Origin of the sequence: Dryocola baronae (assembly GCF_051297175.1) — a bacterium.
Classification (GTDB): domain Bacteria; phylum Pseudomonadota; class Gammaproteobacteria; order Enterobacterales; family Enterobacteriaceae; genus Dryocola.
Window position 1 is genome coordinate 3,231,039 of record NZ_JBINNY010000001.1, and the last position, 21,475, is coordinate 3,252,513.

14 protein-coding genes are annotated in these 21,475 nt (G+C 54.0%); 5 read left to right on the forward strand and 9 right to left on the reverse strand.

What is annotated here, in order from left to right:
• Positions 1-106 precede the first annotated feature (106 nt).
• From ycaO to pflA, 4 genes are all read left to right on the forward strand, one after another.
• Positions 107-1,870, forward strand: coding sequence for a 30S ribosomal protein S12 methylthiotransferase accessory factor YcaO (gene ycaO, locus ACSPHG_RS15430; protein ID WP_435954389.1), 1,764 nt, complete (start codon positions 107-109; stop codon positions 1,868-1,870).
• Between the two features lie 400 nt (positions 1,871-2,270).
• Positions 2,271-3,128: a formate transporter FocA gene (focA, locus tag ACSPHG_RS15435; RefSeq protein ID WP_435954390.1), complete on the forward strand. Its 858-nt coding sequence runs from the start codon at positions 2,271-2,273 to the stop codon at positions 3,126-3,128.
• Positions 3,129-3,181: 53 nt separating this feature from the next.
• Entirely contained in the window at positions 3,182-5,464 is a 2,283-nt protein-coding gene (pflB, locus tag ACSPHG_RS15440; protein ID WP_435954391.1) for a formate C-acetyltransferase, read from the forward strand.
• A gap of 205 nt (positions 5,465-5,669) precedes the next feature.
• Positions 5,670-6,410, forward strand: coding sequence for a pyruvate formate lyase 1-activating protein (gene pflA / locus ACSPHG_RS15445; RefSeq protein ID WP_435954392.1), 741 nt, complete (start codon positions 5,670-5,672; stop codon positions 6,408-6,410).
• Between the two features lie 35 nt (positions 6,411-6,445).
• Here the strand turns inward: pflA and ACSPHG_RS15450 are convergent, their stop codons facing one another.
• From ACSPHG_RS15450 to lrp, 9 genes are all read right to left on the reverse strand, one after another.
• Positions 6,446-7,594 (reverse strand): MFS transporter, encoded by a 1,149-nt coding sequence (locus ACSPHG_RS15450; RefSeq protein ID WP_435954393.1) that lies wholly within the window; start codon positions 7,592-7,594, stop codon positions 6,446-6,448.
• Between the two features lie 279 nt (positions 7,595-7,873).
• On the reverse strand, positions 7,874-8,734 hold the full coding sequence (locus tag ACSPHG_RS15455) for a dimethyl sulfoxide reductase anchor subunit family protein (protein WP_435954394.1): 861 nt from the start codon (positions 8,732-8,734) through the stop codon (positions 7,874-7,876).
• Position 8,735: 1 nt separating this feature from the next.
• Positions 8,736-9,353, reverse strand: a complete 618-nt coding sequence (locus ACSPHG_RS15460; RefSeq protein ID WP_435953629.1) for a DMSO/selenate family reductase complex B subunit — start codon at positions 9,351-9,353, stop codon at positions 8,736-8,738.
• A gap of 10 nt (positions 9,354-9,363) precedes the next feature.
• Positions 9,364-11,802, reverse strand: a complete 2,439-nt coding sequence (gene dmsA, locus ACSPHG_RS15465) for a dimethylsulfoxide reductase subunit A (protein ID WP_435954395.1) — start codon at positions 11,800-11,802, stop codon at positions 9,364-9,366.
• Positions 11,803-12,153: 351 nt separating this feature from the next.
• On the reverse strand, positions 12,154-13,446 hold the full coding sequence (gene serS / locus ACSPHG_RS15470; RefSeq protein WP_435954396.1) for a serine--tRNA ligase: 1,293 nt from the start codon (positions 13,444-13,446) through the stop codon (positions 12,154-12,156).
• 93 nt (positions 13,447-13,539) lie between these two features.
• Positions 13,540-14,886, reverse strand: coding sequence for a replication-associated recombination protein A (locus tag ACSPHG_RS15475; RefSeq protein WP_435954397.1), 1,347 nt, complete (start codon positions 14,884-14,886; stop codon positions 13,540-13,542).
• Between the two features lie 8 nt (positions 14,887-14,894).
• A complete protein-coding gene (gene lolA / locus ACSPHG_RS15480) occupies positions 14,895-15,506 on the reverse strand; it encodes an outer membrane lipoprotein periplasmic chaperone LolA (RefSeq protein WP_435954398.1) in 612 nt (203 codons plus the stop codon).
• Between the two features lie 160 nt (positions 15,507-15,666).
• Positions 15,667-19,368 (reverse strand): DNA translocase FtsK 4TM domain-containing protein, encoded by a 3,702-nt coding sequence (locus ACSPHG_RS15485; protein ID WP_435954399.1) that lies wholly within the window; start codon positions 19,366-19,368, stop codon positions 15,667-15,669.
• A 120-nt stretch (positions 19,369-19,488) separates the two neighbouring features.
• Complete coding sequence (gene lrp, locus ACSPHG_RS15490; RefSeq protein ID WP_000228469.1) at positions 19,489-19,983, reverse strand: leucine-responsive transcriptional regulator Lrp; 495 nt, start codon at positions 19,981-19,983, stop codon at positions 19,489-19,491.
• A 504-nt stretch (positions 19,984-20,487) separates the two neighbouring features.
• Here lrp and trxB point away from each other — a divergent pair.
• Positions 20,488-21,456 (forward strand): thioredoxin-disulfide reductase, encoded by a 969-nt coding sequence (gene trxB, locus ACSPHG_RS15495; protein WP_435954400.1) that lies wholly within the window; start codon positions 20,488-20,490, stop codon positions 21,454-21,456.
• Positions 21,457-21,475: the final 19 nt, after the last annotated feature.

Below are 21,475 nucleotides of genomic sequence, written 5' to 3' on the forward strand. Positions count from 1 at the left end.
AAGCATAGCCTGTTATGCTAGCTTCGCCTGCATAATGCTGACGATAGCGTCGGCCTGTTAAAACCCGTATCATTGCGCGCTTTGCGTACGACAAAAGTGAACTCTCATGACTCAAACCTTTATTCCTGGCAAAGATGCCGCACTGGAAGATTCCATCGCTCGCTTCCAAAAACAGCTCACCGATCTCGGCTTTAATATAGAAGAAGCTTCCTGGCTGAACCCGGTCCCTAACGTTTGGTCGGTTCATATTCGTGATAAAGACAGCGCGCTTTGCTTCACCAACGGTAAAGGCGCCACCAAAAAAGCAGCGTTAGCCTCGGCGCTGGGTGAGTATTTCGAACGTCTTTCCACCAACTATTTCTTTGCTGATTTCTGGCTGGGGAAAACCATCGCCAACGGCCCGTTCGTGCATTATCCGAATGAGAAATGGTTCCCGATCCCTGAAGACGAACAGCTGCCTGCTGGCATTCTCGACGATCGCCTGCGCGCGTTTTACGATCCGGAAAACGAACTGACCGCCGGTATGCTTATCGACCTGCAGTCCGGTAACGAAGAACGCGGTATCTGCGCGCTACCGTTTACCCGCCAGTCCGACCTTCAGACCGTCTATATACCGATGAACATCATTGGCAACCTTTACGTTTCTAACGGCATGTCCGCCGGGAATACCGCCAACGAAGCCCGTGTTCAGGGACTGTCCGAAGTGTTCGAACGACACATCAAAAACCGTATCATTGCTGAAAGCATCAGCCTGCCGGAGATTCCGCAGGAAGTGTTGGCGCGTTATCCGGGCGTTGTGGAGTCTATCGCCAAGCTCGAAGCAGAAGGTTTCCCTATCTTTGCTTACGACGGTTCGCTCGGCGGCAAGCATCCGGTTATCTGCGTTGTGCTGTTCAACCCCGCGAACGGCACCTGCTTCGCTTCCTTCGGCGCGCACCCTGACTTCGGCGTGGCGCTTGAGCGTACCGTTACCGAACTGCTGCAGGGCCGTGGCCTGAAAGACCTGGATGTCTTTACCCCGCCGACCTTTGACGATGAAGAAGTTGCGGAACACGCTAACCTTGAAACCCACTTCATCGATTCAAGCGGCCTGATCTCATGGGATATGTTCAAGCAGGACGCGGACTACCCGTTCGTTGACTGGAGCTTCTCCGGCAGCACAGAAGAAGAGTTCGCTACGCTGATGGCTATCTTCAACGCGGAAGACCAGGAAGTGTATATCGCGGATTACCAGCACCTGGACGTCTACGCCTGCCGCATCATCGTTCCGGGCATGTCTGACATCTATCCTGCTGAAGACCTGCTGCTCGCCAACAACAATATGGGCTATCACCTGCGTGAAACCATTCTTGCTTTACCCGGCAGCGAATGGGAAAAAGAGGACTATCTGGATCTGATCTCCCAGCTTGATGAAGAAGGCCACGATGATTTTACCCGCGTGCGTGAGCTGCTTGGCCTGGCAACAGGCAAAGACAACGGCTGGTATACGCTGCGGATTGGCGAATTGAAGGCAATGCTAGCGCTGGCCGGTGGCGACCTTGACCAGGCGCTGATCTGGACCGAATGGACCATGGAGTTCAACGCCTCCATCTTTAGCGCTGAGCGTGCAAACTACTACCGCTGCCTCCAGACCCTGCTGTTACTGGCGCTGGAAGAAGATCGCCAGCCGCTGCAATACCTGAACGCGTTTGTTCGTATGTATGGTGCCGAAACCGTGGAAGCAGCAAGTGCAGCGCTTAGCGGCGAATCTGCTTTCTACGGCCTTCAGGCGGTAGATAGCGATCTTAAGGCTTTCCCGGCGCACCAGGCCCTGTTAGCCGCTTACGAAAAATTACAACGCGCTAAAGCGCGTTTCTGGGAAGTTAACTAACTGATACTTTTCAGAGGATGCGCGAATAGCGCGGCTTGAGCTATATTAAGGGGCAATTTTAATTGCCCCTTGTTTTTATTACGGTCAAAATAATTCCATATGTAGCCAATCAGTTAAATGCCAGTGAAATATTTGGGGATTAATCTATAAATATTGTTGCTATTATTTTGAATTACTCCGTTTTAATTAACCCAGGAAAGGAGCGAAGCGACTAAAATTCAAATTACCTTATAATATTTAAACTTTATTTTTATTGGGATAATCAGTAACTTAGGTTGAAAAACAGGTAATCACCTGCTTTTTTCAGGTCTATAAGCTTGGCGAGATATGATCCATATCAATTTTTACTCTATAATGCTTTGTTAGTATCTCCTCGCCGAATAAATAAGAGAGAGTTAGTGTGAAAGCTGACAACCCTTTTGATCTATTACTTCCACCAGCCATGGCAAAAGTTGCCGAAGATGCTGGCGTCTATAAAGCAACGAAACACCCGCTAACCACGTTTTATTTAGCGATCACCGCGGGTATGTTCATCTCGATTGCCTTTGTCTTTTACATCACCGCCACGACCGGTACCTCAACGATTCCGTTTGGTATCGCGAAACTAATTGGCGGAACCTGCTTCTCTCTGGGTTTAATACTCTGCGTTGTCTGCGGTGCTGACCTCTTCACTTCCACCGTGTTGATTGTTGTCGCGAAAGCGAGCGGTCGCATCACGTGGGGACAGTTAGCGCGTAACTGGATTAACGTTTACGTAGGTAACCTGATTGGCGCGCTGCTGTTCGTACTGCTGATTTGGCTGTCAGGCATGTATATGACGGCTAACGGTCAGTGGGGGCTAAATGTCCTGCAAACCGCCGACCATAAAATGCATCACACGTTCATCGAAGCCGTGTGCCTCGGTATTCTTGCGAACTTAATGGTTTGTCTGGCGGTCTGGATGAGCTACTCCGGTCGCAGTTTGATGGACAAGATGTTTGCTATGATCCTGCCGGTCGCCATGTTTGTTGCCTGCGGCTTCGAGCACAGTATTGCAAACATGTTTATGATCCCGATGGGTATCGTCATACGTGATTTCGCAAGCCCGGAATTCTGGACCGCTGTTGGGTCTACTCCGGATAGTTTCTCGCATCTGACCATTCTGAACTTCATCACTGATAACCTGATTCCGGTAACTATCGGGAACATCATCGGCGGTGGTTTGTTGGTTGGGTTGACATACTGGGTAATTTATCTGCGCGGTGGCGATAAGCACTAAGTGCTGTCCATCATGCAGGGAATAAGAAATCCACATTAGAAGGTAGGTGTTACATGTCCGAGCTTAATGAAAAGTTAGCCACAGCCTGGGAAGGTTTTGCTAAAGGTGACTGGCAGAATGAAGTCAACGTACGTGACTTTATTCAGAAAAACTACACCCCGTACGAGGGTGATGAGTCCTTCCTGGCAGGTGCGACCGATGCAACTACCGAGCTGTGGGACAAGGTAATGGAAGGCGTTAAACAGGAAAACCGCACTCACGCGCCTGTTGACTTCGATACCGACCTCGCTTCAACCATCACTTCTCATGATGCTGGTTACATCAACAAGTCCCTCGAAACCATCGTGGGCCTGCAGACTGATGCTCCTCTGAAACGTGCCATCATTCCGTTCGGCGGCATCAAAATGGTTGAAGGTTCTTGCAAAGTGTACGGTCGTGAACTCGACCCAATGCTGAAAAAGATCTTCACCGAATACCGTAAGACTCACAACCAGGGCGTGTTTGATGTTTACACCAAAGACATCCTGAACTGCCGTAAATCCGGCGTCATCACCGGTCTGCCAGATGCGTATGGCCGTGGTCGTATCATCGGTGACTACCGTCGCGTAGCGCTGTACGGTATCGACTTCCTGATGAAAGACAAATTCGCTCAGTTCAACTCTCTGCAGACCAAACTGGAAAACGGCGAAGATCTGGAAGCGACAATCCGCCTGCGTGAAGAAATCTCTGAACAGCACCGCGCTCTGGGTCAGATCAAAGAAATGGCTGCTAAATATGGCTGCGATATCTCTGGTCCTGCGACTAACGCTCAGGAAGCTATTCAGTGGACTTACTTCGGCTACCTGGCTGCGGTTAAATCTCAGAACGGCGCTGCAATGTCCTTCGGTCGCGTATCCACCTTCCTGGATGCTTACATCGAACGTGACCTGAAAGCGGGTAAAATCACTGAGCTTGACGCACAGGAAATGATTGACCACCTGGTCATGAAACTGCGTATGGTTCGCTTCCTGCGTACCCCAGAATACGATGAGCTGTTCTCCGGTGACCCAATCTGGGCGACTGAATCCATCGCTGGTATGGGTGTTGATGGCCGTACACTGGTTACTAAATCAAGCTTCCGCTTCCTGAACACCCTGTACACCATGGGGCCGTCTCCAGAGCCGAACATCACCATTCTGTGGTCTGAAAAACTGCCACTGAACTTCAAAAAATACGCGGCTAAAGTCTCCATCGATACCTCTTCTCTGCAGTACGAGAATGACGATCTGATGCGTCCTGACTTCAACAACGATGACTACGCAATTGCCTGCTGCGTAAGCCCAATGGTTGTTGGTAAGCAAATGCAGTTCTTCGGTGCTCGTGCTAACCTCGCGAAAACCATGCTGTATGCAATCAACGGCGGCGTTGATGAAAAACTGAAAATGCAGGTTGGCCCTAAAGAAGCGCCAATCACTGCTGACGTTCTGGACTACGACAACGTGTTGGATCGTCTGGATCACTTCATGGATTGGCTGGCAAAACAGTACGTCACCGCGCTGAACATCATTCACTACATGCATGATAAGTACAGCTACGAAGCGTCTCTGATGGCTCTGCATGACCGTGACGTTGTTCGCACCATGGCTTGTGGTATCGCGGGTCTGTCCGTTGCAGCTGACTCCCTGTCTGCAATCAAATACGCGAAAGTTAAGCCAATTCGTGACGAAGATGGTCTGGCGACTGACTTCGAGATCGAAGGTGAATATCCGCAGTTCGGTAACAACGATCCTCGCGTAGATGACATCGCTGTTGACCTGGTAGAACGTTTCATGAAGAAAATTCAGAAACTGACTACTTACCGTAACGCTATCCCGACTCAGTCTGTTCTGACCATCACCTCTAACGTGGTTTATGGTAAGAAAACCGGTAACACCCCAGACGGCCGTCGTGCAGGTACTCCGTTCGGTCCAGGCGCTAACCCAATGCACGGCCGTGACCAGAAAGGTGCTGTTGCCTCTCTGACCTCCGTTGCTAAACTGCCGTTTGCTTACGCTAAAGATGGTATTTCTTACACCTTCTCTATCGTGCCAAACGCGCTGGGTAAAGACGACGAAGTACGTAAAACAAACCTCGCGGGTCTGATGGATGGTTACTTCCACCACGAAGCGTCCATTGAAGGTGGTCAACACCTGAACGTGAACGTGATGAACCGTGAAATGCTGCTGGATGCGATGGAACACCCTGAGAAATATCCTCAGCTGACCATCCGCGTTTCTGGTTACGCTGTACGTTTTAACTCCCTGACTAAAGAACAGCAGCAGGACGTTATCACTCGTACCTTCACTCAAACCATGTAATTCACGGTTTGTCTGAAAAGGCGTAGAATAAAGGCTCCACTCAGGTGGGGCCTTTTCTTATCCCCCCCTGTCAGAACCGGTTTTGCAAGATAACTGCTACGTTTAGGTTATCTCGCAAAACTGATTCGACGCGGCATGCACTTTACAGACCGCGCTCAACCTGACCCGTGTTGTTTCATGGGTCAATACTGGAGAAAACACCGCAATGTCAGTAATTGGCCGAATTCATTCCTTTGAATCATGCGGTACCGTGGATGGCCCCGGTATTCGTTTTATCACCTTCTTCCAGGGCTGCCTGATGCGCTGCCTGTACTGCCATAACCGTGATACATGGGATACGCACGGCGGCAAAGAGATCACCGTCGAAGAGCTAATGAAAGAGGTGGTGACCTATCGCCACTTTATGAATGCTTCCGGCGGCGGTGTCACCGCATCCGGTGGCGAAGCTATTCTTCAGGCAGAATTCGTGCGCGACTGGTTCCGCGCCTGCCACAAAGAAGGCATTCATACCTGCCTCGATACTAACGGTTTTGTCCGCCGTTACGATCCGGTGATCGACGAGCTGCTGGAAGTTACCGATCTGGTGATGCTCGATTTAAAACAGATGAACGACGAAATCCACCAGAACCTGGTCGGCGTTTCAAACCACCGTACGCTGGAATTTGCGCAGTATCTTTCTAAGAAAGACATCAACGTCTGGATCCGCTACGTGGTGGTTCCGGGCTGGTCAGACGATGACGATTCAGCGCACCGCCTCGGGGAATTTACCCGCGATATGGGCAACGTCGAAAAAATCGAGCTGCTGCCGTACCACGAGCTTGGCAAACATAAGTGGGTGGCGATGGGCGAAGAGTACAAACTGGACGGCGTACATCCGCCGAAGAAAGAGACCATGGAACGCGTCAAAGGCATTCTCGAACAGTATGGTCACAAGGTGATGTACTAGAAACAAAAAACCCTCTTTACGAGGGTTTTTTCATATCAGGCATGCGCCACGGGCGTTGGATGATGCCCTGCTTTGCGCAGCAGCATCAGCAGGTAAACAAACGCGACGCCCGCAATCATCACAAATAGCAGGTTGTCGGAATAGCTCTGCATCAGCATAGCGGTGAACGTTGGCCCAAGCAGGCTGCCGATGGTATAGCTCAACAGCAGCGCCTGGTTCATCGCCACCAGCTGATGGTGTTCGACTTTTTCACAGGCCCACGCCATGGCGACCGGATAGAGTGTAAAACCTGCGGCACCCAGCACAAAAAGAACCGGCCCCATTGCCGCATTGCTCAGCATCGCCAGGCAACCAAGAATCACGACAAACACCTGCACGCGCAGCACCAGCAGGCGGCCATATCGATCGGCCAAACGCCCTACCGGCCACTGCCCGACAATTCCTGCGCTCACCATCACCGCCATCCAGAAGCCAATCCCGGAATCGCTCACGCCCTGGTGATTGAGATACAGCGGCATCAGACCGTATAAAGAACCCAGCACGATGCCTGAAATAATGCAGCCGTTGACGCCAAGGCGCGCGTGGCGCAAACGCAGCATCGGCCATACCGGCGTTGCTTCCTGGCTTTCGCTACGATCGTTCACAATACGAGTGAATAACAGAGGCAGGATAGCCGCCAACACCAGTCCGGTAACCCAGGGCAGCACGCTGACTAAATCCGTTGGCAGTTTGCTGACCATCAGTTGGCCAAGCACGGTACCGACGTAATACACCATCATATAGGCTGCGAGCAAACGCCCGCGGTTGCGTGACGTGCCGCTGCACATCAGCGCGCTTTCCACCACGACCCAAATCATCGCGCAGCCGACGCCCGCGATGAAACGCCACATCATCCAGCTCCAGAAGCCCACCATCAGCCCCAGGCCTACACAACCGGCGGCAAAAATCAGCGAAGCCAGGTAATAGCTGCGGTTAAAACCCTGACGCTTAATCAGCCAGCCCGTCACCATTGTTCCCAGCAGGTTGCCGGTAAAATAGGAAGAGCCGACCATCCCCACCTGCCAGGTAGGCAGATGTTCGTGAGCAAGCCACAGGGGAACGAGCGTATTAAGCACCGCTATCGCCAGGGTCAACAGCATTAGGCCACAGAGCAAAAGCATCACTGGCCGCGTATAGGTGGACATGTAGAAACCGCGAGGAAGAGAAGAAATTTGTGCGCATCATGCCACCGGCAAAATGATTGTCAATCCAGCGCTAACGGGGCCTGGCACGATTTGAACCCTGTCGATTTGAAAAACTTATCCTCGATCATCATGAAGTGCCAGGCGGAAAAGCTATCTCGCTGTTTTTGATGATATAAGGAATAAAGAATCGAGACGGGATGGATGAAAAATTTCATGGTAAATCGCATGACATTTTTTTATATGAAAAAAAAACGCGCCCTAAGGCGCGCATTGTCAGAACTAGCTGGCGATAGCCATACCTACCGTCATATGAAGGCCGTAAAAAACACCGCGTCCTATTAACTCACCGGCAAGAACCAGCATGAATGCGAAGGTCAGAAGGCCGACATTGGGCTGGCTGCCCTTCAGCTGTGGAACTACCCAGCACGCCAGCGCAACAACCAGCAAAGCCAGACGCCACGACATCAGCGTTCCGTATTGCGGGATAAGAGCCGAAGCCTGCTGAATAGAGCTGTGGATTGTCGCCAGCTCCATCCCCTGCAGCAGCACAACAACCGTGCTTGCCACCAGAGCGATAAGCGTTATCACCGGCAGAATACGCATCCCCCAGCCCGTTACGCCCGCTGCGCGAAGTAGCAGATAACCAAGCAGCGGGCCGCCGATAAACATCGTCAGGAAGAAGCCCAGCGGCGTATAGGCAGAGTACCAGGTTGGCACCGTATCAATCAGATACACGCGGCACATCATCCAGACGAAGAACACGCCAAGCACCATGGTAAGGATCATCCACAGCTTGCCCAATACCGCAGGCATTTTGCCCATTACGGTTATCAGCCACCAGAATCCGCCCGCGGCGAAGAACACCGAACCGCTGGCGATTTCGTTGCTGAGCGCGGAATCACCAATGCGATTAAGCGAGTTGAACGCGCGCAGCGGTGAGCCGAGGTGCAGCACCGAGGCCATAAATCCGATGCCCATTAGCACCCACAGCACGATCATTGCCCACTGCACGCGTTTACGTAGCGGGCGCTCGGAAATGCCGCCGAGCAGCGCCAAAGCCATCACGATAAACCCGCCCGCCACGCACTGACCGAGCACGGTAAAAATCATCAGCGGCCATTCATGCCATCCACTGCCCATTTCAGACCTCCTTCGGGTTGGCCAGATAACCGGTTTTATCCCCACACGGGCGGCTGTTGGCGTTAGGTTTAATCACGATATTGGGTTTGGTGAAGTGCGCGGACGGCAGCGGGGCGATTGCCGCCTGCTCGCCGTATTTTTTGCGCAGTTCGTCAATCGGGGCCATGTCCAGCGCGCGCAGCGGGCAGGACTCGACGCAGATTGGCTTTTTGCCGTCGGCGATGCGGTCGTAGCAGCCGTCGCATTTGGTCATGTGGCCTTTTTCGGCGTTGTACTGCGGCGCACCGTACGGGCAGGCCATGTGGCAGTAGCGGCAGCCGATGCACACGTCTTCGTTGACCACCACAAATCCGTCTTCGCGCTTGTGCATCGCCCCGCTCGGGCAGACCTTGGTGCAGGCCGGGTCCGCGCAGTGGTTGCAGGCAATCGACAGGTAGTAGGCGAAGACGTTCTGATGCCAGACGCCGTTGTCCTCCTGCCAGTCGCCGCCCGCGTACTCATAGATGCGGCGGAAGCTGACGTCCGGGCCTAAGTTTTTGTAGTCCTTGCAGGCCAGCTCGCAGGTTTTGCAGCCGGTGCAGCGACTCGAATCAATATAAAATCCATATTGGGTTGTCATCTGCTATTCCTTACGCCTTCTCAACCTGAACCAGGTTACTGTGGGACGGGTTACCTTTCGCCAGCGGCGACGGTCGCTGGGTCGTCAACACGTTGATACTGCCCGCATGGTCAATTTTGTTAATATCCGGGTTGTACCAGGCCCCTTCCCCAAGCGCGACAACGCCCGGAATAATGCGCGGCGTGACCTTGGCATTGATATGAACTTCGCCGCGGCCGTTGAAAATACGCACCATGTCACCGTTGCTGATACCGCGTTTTTGCGCGTCGATCGGGTTAATCCACATTTCCTGGCGGCAGGCGGCTTTCAGCACATCAACGTTACCGTAGGTGGAGTGAGCACGGGCCTTATAGTGGAAGCCCGTCATCTGCAGCGGCCATTTTTCCCTCAACGGATCGCCATAGTTTTCGAACCCGGAGCTATACACCGGCAGCGGATCGATTACGTCACCTTCAGCCAGCTGCCACGTAGCGGCAATATCCGCCAGTTGAGCAGAATAGATTTCGATTTTACCCGATGGCGTCGTCAGCGGATTCGCGGCTGGATCTTCGCGGAAGGCCTTGTAGGCAACGTGGTGCCCTTGTGGGTCACGCTGCTTAAACATGCCCTGCTTGCGGAATTCATCAAAGCTCGGCAGCTCAGGGATCGCTTCGCGCGACTGCTCATAAAGATGCCGCATCCAGCCTTCCTGAGTCCTGCCTTCGGTAAACTGCTGTTCCACGCCCATGCGTTTGGCAAGCTCGGTGGTCATCTCGTAGATGGTTTTGCACTCAAAGCGTGGCTTAATAGCCTGGTCGGCGAAAATAACGTACGACATGTTGCCGCAGGAGGCATCGAGGCAGAAATCCATCTGTTCGGAAGCCGTGCAGTCGGGCAGCAGGATATCGGCATATTTGGCAGACGAGGTCATGTGGTTATCGATCACCACAATCATTTCGCACTTCTTATCGTCCTGGAGGATATCGTGGGTGCGGTTAATTTCTGAATGCTGATTGATCAGGCAGTTGCTGGCGTAGTTCCAGACCATTTTGATCGGCACGTCGAGCTTGTCTTTGCCGCGCACGCCGTCGCGGGTTGCGGTCATTTCCGGGCCGCGTTCGATGGCGTCGGTCCACAGGAACATGGAGATACTGGCCTGCACCGGGTTTTCAAGCGTTGGCATACGTACAAAAGGCAAAGAGTAAGAGCCTTCACGCGCGCCGCTGTTGCCGCCGTTAATACCCACGTTGCCGGTCAGAATAGCCAGCATGGAGATAGCGCGGGAAACCAGCTCGCCGTTTGAATGACGCTGCGGCCCCCAGCCCTGGCTGATAAACGCGGGTTTTGCCGTGGCGATTTCACGCGCAAGCTTAACAATGCGATCGACAGGAATACCGGTAATAGTCGAAGCCCACTGAGGCGTTTTCGCTACCCCATCAGTGCCTTCCCCAAGAATATAAGCCTTGTAATGACCGTTAGCAGGCGCGCCGGCCGGGAGCGTTTTCTCATCGTAGCCAACGCAGTACTTATCGAGGAAAGCCTGATCGACCAGGTTTTCGTCGATCATCACCCAGGCAAGCGCGGAAATCAGCGCCGCATCGGTGCCAGGACGGATAGGGATCCATTCGTCCTCGCGCCCCGCGCCGGTGTCGGTATAGCGCGGGTCGATGATGATCATCCGGGCGTTGGATTTTTCACGCGCCTGTTCCAGATAGTACGTTACCCCGCCGCCGCTCATGCGCGTTTCACCGGGGTTGTTGCCGAACAGCACAACCAACTTGCTGTTTTCGATGTCGGACGGGCTGTTGCCGTCCGCCCAGCCGCCGTAGGTGTAGTTCAGGCCTGCGGCGATTTGCGCGGTGGAGTAATCACCGTAATGGTTTAAGTAGCCACCCACGCAGTTCATCAGGCGTGCGATTAACGTTGAACCCGGCGGCCAAGAACGGGTCAGCGTTCCGCCCAGCGTGCCCGTGCCATAGTTAAGATAAATGGCTTCATTGCCGTATTCTTTGATAATGCCCTTCATGCTGTTGGCGATGGTATCAAAGGCCTCATCCCAGCTAATACGCTCGAATTTCCCTTCGCCGCGTAGCCCCACGCGTTTCATTGGGTATTTTAGGCGGTCGGCGTTGTAGACGCGGCGGCGCATCGAGCGGCCACGCAGGCATGCGCGAACCTGGTGCAGCCCTTCGTAATCGTCATCGCCGGTGTTATCGGTTTCGACGTATTTTATTTCGTCATCCACCACGTGCATACGCAGCGGACAGCGGCTGCCGCAGTTGACCGTACAGGCGCTCCACACCACCTTTTCCGTGCCGCTAACGGCACGCGTCTGTGCAAAAGCCACGCGGGAAAATGGCAGGGTAAAAGCGCTGCTGGCGGCGGCAAGCCCGCCGATAGCGGTGGTTTGCACCAGCTTGCGGCGGCTCACCTGCGCGCTCAGAATGGCGTTAGGGGTTTTCGCTTTCATAGTGACCCACTTGATTTGCTCACAATTAAAAAAAGCTGGCAGCGGAACAAACCCCGCAGGATCTGCGAATTCGCGCACAGCCAAAGGGAGAAAGGAATGTCGAAAAATTAGCGTTATGCTGATTGGTTTTGCCGCGTCACATCATGTAAATCACGGCGACCAAATGATGAAAAACTGGATGAATAATTATGAATATCATCACTCACTTTCAGGCAGCGATAATACTTCTTTGGTGGTAGGAGCTTATTGTTTGACGTCAAGTCAGGCGGATTATCTGCTGTTTTAGGGTGATTAGGCCCATAAAAAAAGCGCCCGCAGGCGCTTAATGAGAATCAATCAGCATTTTTATGCTTAACCGATGTATTCCAGACCCTGCATATAAGGACGCAGAACTTCTGGCACTTCGATACGGCCATCGGCCTGCTGGTAGTTTTCCAGTACCGCGACCAGAGTACGACCTACTGCCAGGCCGGAGCCGTTCAGCGTGTGCACCAGGCGGGTTTTCTTATCGGCTTTACTGCGGCAGCGTGCCTGCAGGCGACGAGCCTGGAAATCCCAGCAGTTAGAACAGGAAGAGATCTCGCGATAGGTATCCTGCGCCGGCAGCCACACTTCCAGGTCGTAGGTTTTGCGAGCACCGAAGCCGATGTCGCCACTGCACAGCAGCACCTTGCGGTATGGCAGGCCCAGCAGCTGCAGTACTTTTTCAGCGTGACCGGTCATTTCTTCCAGCGCGTCCATGGAATCTTCAGGACGAACGATCTGCACCATCTCAACTTTGTCAAACTGGTGCATACGGATCAAACCGCGAGTATCGCGACCGTAAGAGCCTGCTTCGGAGCGGAAGCACGGCGTGTGTGCAGTCATCTTCAATGGCAGAGAATCTTCATCGATGATTTCGTCACGTACTAGGTTGGTCAGCGGCACTTCGGCGGTTGGGATCAGCGCGTAGTTGCTGCTGTCTGCTTCTTCATCCAGCGGACGAGTATGGAACAGGTCGCCGCCGAATTTAGGCAGTTGGCCGGTGCCGTACAGCGTTTCCTGGTTAACCAGGTAAGGCACATAGTTTTCCATGTAGCCGTGCTGTTCGGTATGCAGATCCAGCATGAACTGGCTCAGGGCACGGTGCATACGAGCGATTTGTCCCTGCATAACCACAAAACGAGAGCCGGTCAGTTTTACCGCAGCCGCAAAGTCCAGGCCTTTGGCCATTTCGCCGAGCGTAACGTGATCGCGCACTTCGAAATCAAATTTACGCGGCTCGCCCCAGCGGCTGACTTCAACGTTTTCGCTGTCGTCTTTACCCATTGGTACGCAATCGTCCGGGATGTTCGGCAGCGTCAGCGCTATGTCGCGGATCTCCGCCAGCAGAGCATCAAGCTCGCTCTTCGCAGCATCCAGCTCTTCGCCCAGTTGGTTAACCTGCAGACGCAGTGGCTCGATGTCTTCCCCGCGCGCTTTCGCCTGGCCGATGGATTTCGATCGCGAGTTACGTTCAGCCTGCAGATTTTCAGTTTTTACCTGCAGAACTTTACGACGCTCTTCAAGAGAGCGCAGCGTTTCAACATCCAGCTTAAAGCCTCGGCGTGCCAGTTTTTCAGCGACTGCGTCTGGCTCGGTACGCAGCAGATTGGGATCGAGCATGCTTATCCTGTGCTTATCGAATTAAATGAAGGGGATGCGGCCACAGCCTGCGACCGCATTGATAGTCTTGCTAACCTTACCGCAACCCCTGCATTAGCGGTAGCGTTTTGTCGGGCTATTTTGATCCTGTTCAGCAAGCCAGGCGAGCTTTTCACCAATCTTGCCCTCAAGACCTCTGTTTGTTGGCCGATAGTAGCGCGTTTGTGCCATTTCCTCGGGAAAATAGACTTCGCCAGAAGCATAAGCATTAGGTTCGTCGTGAGCGTAACGATACTCCTGCCCGTAGCCCATTTCCTTCATCAGTTTGGTCGGCGCATTGCGCAGGTGAACCGGCACGTCGTAGTCCGGGCGTTCCCGCGCATCCGCCATCGCGGCTTTGAAAGCAGTATATACAGCGTTACTTTTCGGCGCGCACGCTAAATAAACAATGGCCTGAGCAATGGCGCGCTCGCCTTCGGCCGGGCCTACGCGGGTAAAACAGTCCCACGCGGAAATCGCGACCTGCATACCGCGCGGGTCAGCGTTGCCAACGTCTTCAGATGCAATGGCCAACAGGCGGCGCGCGACATACAGCGGGTCACCACCTGCTGTGATAATTCTGGCGTACCAATAGAGTGCCGCATCAGGCGACGAGCCGCGTACCGATTTGTGCAGGGCAGAAATCAGATCGTAGAAACGATCGCCTTTATTATCAAAACGCGCGCTGCGCTCTCCGGCAATCTCCGTGAGCAATACAGTCTGCAGCACGCGTTTGCCCTTGGCGTCAATTTCGGCCATGTCAGCCATCATCTCAAGGGTATTCAACGCCCGCCGCGCATCGCCGCTTACCAACTCGGCAATGGCGCGCCTCGTTTCATCCGGCAGCACCAGATCGGTCTGTTTACCGTAGCCCCGCTCGCCGTCGTTCATCGCCTGATCAAGCACCTGCTCGATATCTTCAACGGTAAGGGATTTCAGCAGATAAACGCGCGCCCGTGAAAGCAGAGCGGAATTCAGTTCAAACGAAGGGTTTTCGGTTGTCGCGCCGATAAAGGTGATAGTACCGTCTTCAATATGCGGCAGAAATGCATCCTGCTGGCTTTTGTTGAAACGATGAACTTCATCGACAAACAGAATGGTACGCCGCCCGGCGTTGCGGTTCTGACGGGCGCGTTCAATGGCTTCACGGATCTCTTTTACACCTGACGTCACGGCAGAAATGCGTTCAACATCCGCATTGGCGTAGCGGGCGATAACTTCCGCAAGCGTGGTTTTACCGGTGCCCGGCGGCCCCCATAAAATCATGGAATGAAGATGGCCGGCTTCGATGGCTCTCGGCAGCGGCTTACCGGCGGCCAGCAGGTGCTGCTGGCCGATGTACTGCGCTAAATTCTCTGGCCGCATACGGGCGGCCAAAGGCTGGAACGTATTATCAGAAAAATCGAGGGTCAGATTGCCCACTCATGCCTCTACTTACGTTGGTCATCCACCGTTACGCCTTTCGGCGGGGTGAAGGTAAACTTATTCATATCCACCGAGCCGTTTTGCTGGGTTTTCAGCGCGTAGCTGCTGCGCTGGTCGTCCTGCTCGACGGCGCTAAACTGATGGATTGTCCCGTCGCGCCCGACGTTGATGGTGAACTGCTTGAGGTTACCGGCGCTGGTTTTCGGCGTCAGCACGAAGTCATCACCCGTTTGCTTAATATTGTACTGCTGCCAGTCGCTGGCCTGGTTACGCGCAATCAGCATAAACGGGGTATTGCTGGTGGCATCTTTCAGCCAGGTTGCGCTGACCTGCTCTACAAACGGGTTATAAAACCACAGGGTCTTACCGTCAGATACCAGGATGCTTTCATCCGGCTGAGTCATGTGCCAGTTAAACAGATTAGGGCGCTTCACCCATAAATCACCCTGACCTTCCTGCACGGCCGCACCGCTGCCGTCAGTGACCTTTTGCGTGAAGCTTGCGTGGAAGCTACTCACCTTGTCCAGACGCCCTTTCAGGTCGCCTGCGGCATCAGCCCAAACGCTAGTGGTGGCAAATGTAGTCAACAAAGCACAGGCAATTACGATCTTTTTCATTATTTTCCCTTTGTATTCATCTACCAGCGCGGGTGCGCGTGGTACCTCTGTTGCTCACTCTAGTGCAGTGCGAAACCGGAACAACAGAAGAAAAACCTGATTTATTGGTTATTTACCCTTCTTTGCAAAAAAGCCGCAGAGGCGGCTCTTTCGCAGAAGTTTACTCGAACGGCGGCGGGGCCAAAACTTCACGGTTACCGTTATGCCCCTGCGGGCTCACGATCCCCTGCGCTTCCATTTGCTCAACGATTCGCGCCGCACGGTTGTAGCCGATACGGAACTGGCGCTGCACGCCGGAAATCGACGCTTTACGCTTTTCGACGACAAACGCAACGGCCTGATCGAACAGTGGATCAAGCTCTTCATCGCCGTCCAGGCCACCGCCTGCACCACCCTCGCCTTCGTTATCGGAGGTGATACCTGAAATGTACTGTGGACGACCACGTGCCTTCCAGTCCTGCACTACCGCGTGAACTTCCTGGTCACGGACAAAGGCACCGTGTACGCGAACCGGCGTGGTGGAGTTCGGCCCGGAATACAGCATATCACCCATACCAAGCAGAGATTCAGCGCCGCCCTGGTCAAGGATGGTGCGCGAGTCGATTTTGCTCGACACGGTGAAGGCGATACGCGTTGGGATGTTCGCTTTGATAAGACCGGTAATGACGTCGACAGAAGGACGCTGCGTAGCAAGCACAAGGTGGATGCCCGCTGCACGCGCTTTCTGCGCCAGTCGTGCAATCAGTTCTTCAACTTTTTTGCCCACGGTCATCATCAGGTCGGCGAACTCATCCACCAGAACCACGATATACGGCAGCTTTTCGAGCATAGGATGCGTCGCATCCATGCTGTCGCCCGGCTTCCAGAACGGATCCGGAATCGGACGCCCCATACGCTCGGCTTCCAGCACGCGTTCGTTGTAACCGGCGAGGTTACGCACGCCGAGCGCCGACATCAGTTTATAACGGCGTTCCATCTCATTGACGCTCCAGCGCAGCGCGTTGGCCGCGTCTTTCATGTCGGTGACCACTTCGGTCAACAGATGAGGAATGCCTTCATAGACCGACAGCTCGAGCATTTTCGGGTCGATCATGATGAACTTAACTTCTTCCGGCGTCGCCTTGTACAGAATGCTTAAGATCATAGCATTCACGCCCACCGACTTACCGGAGCCAGTGGTACCCGCAACGAGCAGGTGAGGCATTTTCGCAAGGTCGGCGACGACAGATTCCCCGCCGATATCCTTACCAAGCACCACGGTGAGAGGCGAGGTGCTTTCGCGGAATTTAGCGCAGTCGAGAACTTCACGCAGGTAAACGGTCTGGCGCTTTTTATTCGGTAATTCCAGGCCGACATACGGCTTGCCCGGAATAACCTCTACAACGCGCACGGCAACCGTAGACAATGAACGAGCCAGGTCACGCGACAGGTTTGATATACGAGCAGCCTTGACACCCGGTGCCAGATCGAGTTCGAAACGCGTAATAACCGGGCCCGGTGAATAATCCACAACGTCGGCTTTGATGCGGTAATCAGCCAGACGCGCCTCAACAAGACGCGCCATTTGTTCCAGCGCAAAAGTATCCACCGGCTCAACTTCAGCTGGCGGAGAGGTAAGCAGATCCAGCGACGGCAGCGGCGTGGTCGGTTTTTGCAGCGGCCGGTCGTCGCCATTACGCATCAGGAACGGATGGATTAGACTTTCCTGCGGCTGCTGAGGCTGCTGATAGGCCTGATGCTGCGAAGGTGCCTGATAGGCTTCTTGCGGAGCATAGCTTTGATGTGCAGCAGGCTGAGCGGGTACAGCAGGCGCTTGTTCCGGGACAGGGCTTGGCGTAAACAACGGCTCGCTTGGGCCATCGTCCACCAGCTCTTTCATCGGAGAAAAACCAAAATCGTCGAGCGAGAACGGTGCGTTGGAAGCAGGCGCGGTTTGCTCATAGCGCTGATGCTGCTGGGCGGCAAACTGGCGGGCCAGTTCGGCTTGCTCTGCCGCGTCTTCATCTTCCTGAGACGGCTGCTCTTCTGCGTACTCATCGCCATAACGCTGCTGCTGTTGCGCGGAGAACTGGCGTGCCAGCTCGTCCTGCTGCATTTCGTCCGCATTATCGTCGGCGTAATCGTCGCTGTAGTCGCCGTTTTGACGACGTTCCGCGCGAGCCTGTTCTTCCGCCATGCGCTGCGACGGCAGCTTAATGCCGTAGGAGGCAAGTTCACGACGGGTAGGTACACGTACGCGATTTGGACGCGGCAGCTGCGGCCCAATCCCCTCTTTCACCTGCGCGCGTGGCGCATCGCTAGCAATGCTAAATACAGGCGAAAACGCTGCCGCTGCGCCTGCTGCTTTTGCCGCTTCTTTGACAACGGGCGCAACCGAAGTTACATCCGGCGCAGGCATCTCTGTTGGCATAACTGGCGGCATTGATGGCGTTGAAGGCATTGACGGTACTGTTGGTGTAGCCTCTGCGCGCTCGTACGGATCGGGCTTAGGTTCAATTACCGGCTGATACCAGGCGGCTAGCTGTTCCCTTTCACGAGCACGCTGCGCTTCAACCTCTTCAAAATGATAGAGCGGCGGACGCGCAGGTTTACTCTCTTCGACGGGTTCAGGCTGATATTCAGGCTCTGCAACAGGCGCTGCGGGTTCAGACCAGTGGCTGGTCATTTCCTGAGGTACCTGCTGTGCGGCTGGCCGTGGCGCAGCGTAGTTTTCAGGTGCCGGGGCAATAACCGGGTCAGGCGTAACCGTCGTTGGCGCAGGTTCCCAGGCGATAGCCGGGCTGGTCTGCGTTTCAGGCGCTGGCGTTTGAACCGGCGGCGTTGATGCAGCCGAGGAAACTGGCGCAGCGTAGGATTGATTTACCATCGTCGCGGCTGTCGCAGCCGCAAGCGGTTCAACGATGGAAGGACCGCTTAATAACGGATCGTATTCCTCTGATTCCGGAAGCGTAGCTTTATTACCGGAGAACAGCACGTCGTCCGCGTCGGCCTCAACGCCGCGCGCGGTAAACAGGACGTCATCTTCGTCATCCATGCGCTTGCCGGAGAACAAAGCGGCGTCCGTTTTACGCGCGTTAGGGTTGGCGAATTTCTCTGAGATGCGCTGCTTGCGGGCCAGCGCACCGCGCAGGATACGTGCACGACGGGATTCACGTTTTTCCATTGCTGGTTCGTGTTCATCGTCAAGCAGTTCGTCTTGATGTTCTTCGTAATCGTACTCTTCGTCCTGCCAGGTGTTATCCCGACGGGTTCGATTGCTGGCAAACGTCAGCACGGTTAACACCGCGCCGCCGATCTTTTCGGCAATGCTCACCCAAGACCAGCCGGTGAACAGCGTCAAGCCAGCCGCCCAGACGCAAAGCAACGCGATCGTACCGCCGCTGCTATTCAGCAGCGGCATCATCGCCGTACTCAACAGGCTGCCAATCACGCCGCCGGAGGCGAAGTACCAGATATCGTCAGCATTAATGGCGGCTAGACCACAGGAGGTCAACACCATGGCCAGAACGCCTATCAGGCGCAGCGACACCGCAAAGTAGTCGATGTAATCTTCACTGCCCCGCTGCCGCCAGGTGAACCAGCAGGCACCGATGATAATCACCGGAATGGTATAGGCCATCACGCCAAAGATGAAAAACAGGGTATCCGCAAGCCATGCGCCGGGTGCACCACCCAAATTATGGATAGGTTCATGCCACGCCGTCTGTGACCAGCTTGGATCGGAAGGATTAAAACTCAGTAAGGCGACCATCAGGTAGATGGCAAAAATGGCAACAAGGATCAGCAGCGCCTCAAGTAAACGGCGCCCGCTGCTAAGTGTCTTTAATGTTACTTCTTTATCTTCGGTGTATTCCTGGCTCAAGTAGACTCTCCAGGTCCTTAAATATATAGAGAGCAACAGTGCCGGGAGGATCCCGGCACTGTTGCTGTATGGATTACCAGGAGTGTAACCAAAATACGCGGATTTTGCACCTGGCCCGTGTTAACGGGTCTTAATAACCAGACGATTACTCTGTTTCACTTCTTCCATGACGACGTAGGTACGGGTGTCGTTCACCCCCGGCAGTCGTAACAGGGTTTCGCCTAATAATTTGCGGTAAGCCGACATATCCGGCACGCGGGTTTTCAACAGGTAGTCGAAATCGCCGGAAACCAGGTGACACTCTTGAATTTCTTCAAGTTTTTGCACTGCGGCGTTAAATTGCTCAAACACATCCGGCGCGCCACGATTCAGAGTAATCTCAACAAAAACCAGAAGTGATGCATCCAGATAATGCGGGTTTAACAGCGCCGTGTAGCCCTGAATAAAACCCTGTCGTTCCAAACGACGTACGCGCTCAAGGCACGGCGTCGGTGAAAGCCCAACACGCTTCGAAAGCTCGACGTTAGAAATTCGCCCATCCTTTTGCAGCTCGTTGAGGATATTACGATCGATGCGGTCGAGATCTTTGCCAGGGCGCTTTTTGCTATCTACCATTATTATTGTCTCTCTCTGTTCCTTCCATCACCTGCCATAACCCGGGTCAACGTCACTGTTCCGGGTGTACGTGAGAAGACCGGTGCCAAACGGCTGCTATCGACATCACGCATGGCGTCTGTCCACACCATGCGTAGATTTCAATGGCCCGGTAAATTTGCATCAGGTATGCGCGACGTTATGAAAACAATCACACCAAATGTTTTTTCTTCCTCGAATGTTTTCGCAAATGCTTAGGGGATTGTCAAAGCAAAACATCGCTTTTTAGTGGAACGTGCCAGATATCAGGCGCACTTGACGATTATTCATCACTTTACCTCCGTGACTAATCCCTCTCACAGGTTGAGTATTTATGCGGTTTAAGCGCGGTTTCAGCACATTGATTGAGCAAGGCTATTACACATATCGTTCACACAATTCCCTAACACCCTCGCTACACCTTTTTTTAAGTCGCCAAATTCCCTACAATCCCCCGATTGTCAGCAAACGTTCAATGAGGAACTCATGAGCACGGCTAAACACAGTAAGTTGCTTATTCTGGGCTCCGGCCCTGCGGGCTACACCGCAGCGGTCTATGCTGCTCGCGCCAACCTGAAACCCGTCCTGATTACCGGTATGGAAAAAGGCGGCCAGCTCACCACCACCACCGAAGTCGAAAACTGGCCGGGCGACCCGCATGACCTGACCGGGCCACTGTTGATGGAGCGCATGCACGAGCACGCCGCCAAATTCGAAACCGAAATTCTTTTCGATCACATCAGCAAGGTCGATCTGCAAAACCGTCCGTTCCGCCTGACCGGCGATAGCGGTGAGTACACCTGCGACGCGCTGATTATCGCGACCGGTGCCTCCGCGCGTTACCTGGGCCTTCCTTCTGAAGAAGCGTTCAAAGGCCGCGGCGTTTCTGCCTGCGCAACCTGCGACGGTTTCTTCTACCGTAACCAGAAAGTTGCGGTCATCGGCGGCGGTAACACAGCGGTTGAAGAAGCGCTTTACCTGGCTAATATCGCCTCAGAAGTGCACCTCATTCACCGTCGTGACAGCTTCCGTGCGGAAAAAATCCTCATCAATCGTCTGATGGATAAAGTGGCAAACGGCAATATCGTTCTGCACACCAACAAAACGCTTGATGAAGTAACCGGAGACCAGATGGGCGTAAGCGGCCTGCGTCTGCGCGACACCCACAATACCGATGTGACTGAAGAATTGGCGGTTGCAGGCCTGTTTGTGGCAATCGGGCATAGTCCGAACACGGCTATTTTCGCCGACCAGCTGGAGCTGGAAAACGGCTACATCAAGGTGCAGTCCGGCATTCACGGCAACGCCACGCAGACCAGCATCCCTGGCGTGTTCGCGGCGGGCGACGTCATGGACCACATCTACCGCCAGGCAATCACCTCTGCCGGTACCGGCTGTATGGCAGCGCTTGACGCCGAGCGTTATCTCGACGGATTAGCCGAGCAAAACAAGTAAAATTGATCCAGACACAAAG

Coding starts and splice junctions, on each gene's coding strand:
- ACSPHG_RS15450 (WP_435954393.1), bottom strand. CDS start 7,594: ATGTCCACCTATACGCGGCCAGTGATGCTTTTGCTCTGTGGCCTAATG.
- ycaO (WP_435954389.1), top strand. CDS start 107: ATGACTCAAACCTTTATTCCTGGCAAAGATGCCGCACTGGAAGATTCC.
- ACSPHG_RS15455 (WP_435954394.1), bottom strand. CDS start 8,734: ATGGGCAGTGGATGGCATGAATGGCCGCTGATGATTTTTACCGTGCTC.
- lolA (WP_435954398.1), bottom strand. CDS start 15,506: ATGAAAAAGATCGTAATTGCCTGTGCTTTGTTGACTACATTTGCCACC.
- pflA (WP_435954392.1), top strand. CDS start 5,670: ATGTCAGTAATTGGCCGAATTCATTCCTTTGAATCATGCGGTACCGTG.
- lrp (WP_000228469.1), bottom strand. CDS start 19,983: ATGGTAGATAGCAAAAAGCGCCCTGGCAAAGATCTCGACCGCATCGAT.
- dmsA (WP_435954395.1), bottom strand. CDS start 11,802: ATGAAAGCGAAAACCCCTAACGCCATTCTGAGCGCGCAGGTGAGCCGC.
- serS (WP_435954396.1), bottom strand. CDS start 13,446: ATGCTCGATCCCAATCTGCTGCGTACCGAGCCAGACGCAGTCGCTGAA.
- pflB (WP_435954391.1), top strand. CDS start 3,182: ATGTCCGAGCTTAATGAAAAGTTAGCCACAGCCTGGGAAGGTTTTGCT.
- ACSPHG_RS15460 (WP_435953629.1), bottom strand. CDS start 9,353: ATGACAACCCAATATGGATTTTATATTGATTCGAGTCGCTGCACCGGC.
- trxB (WP_435954400.1), top strand. CDS start 20,488: ATGAGCACGGCTAAACACAGTAAGTTGCTTATTCTGGGCTCCGGCCCT.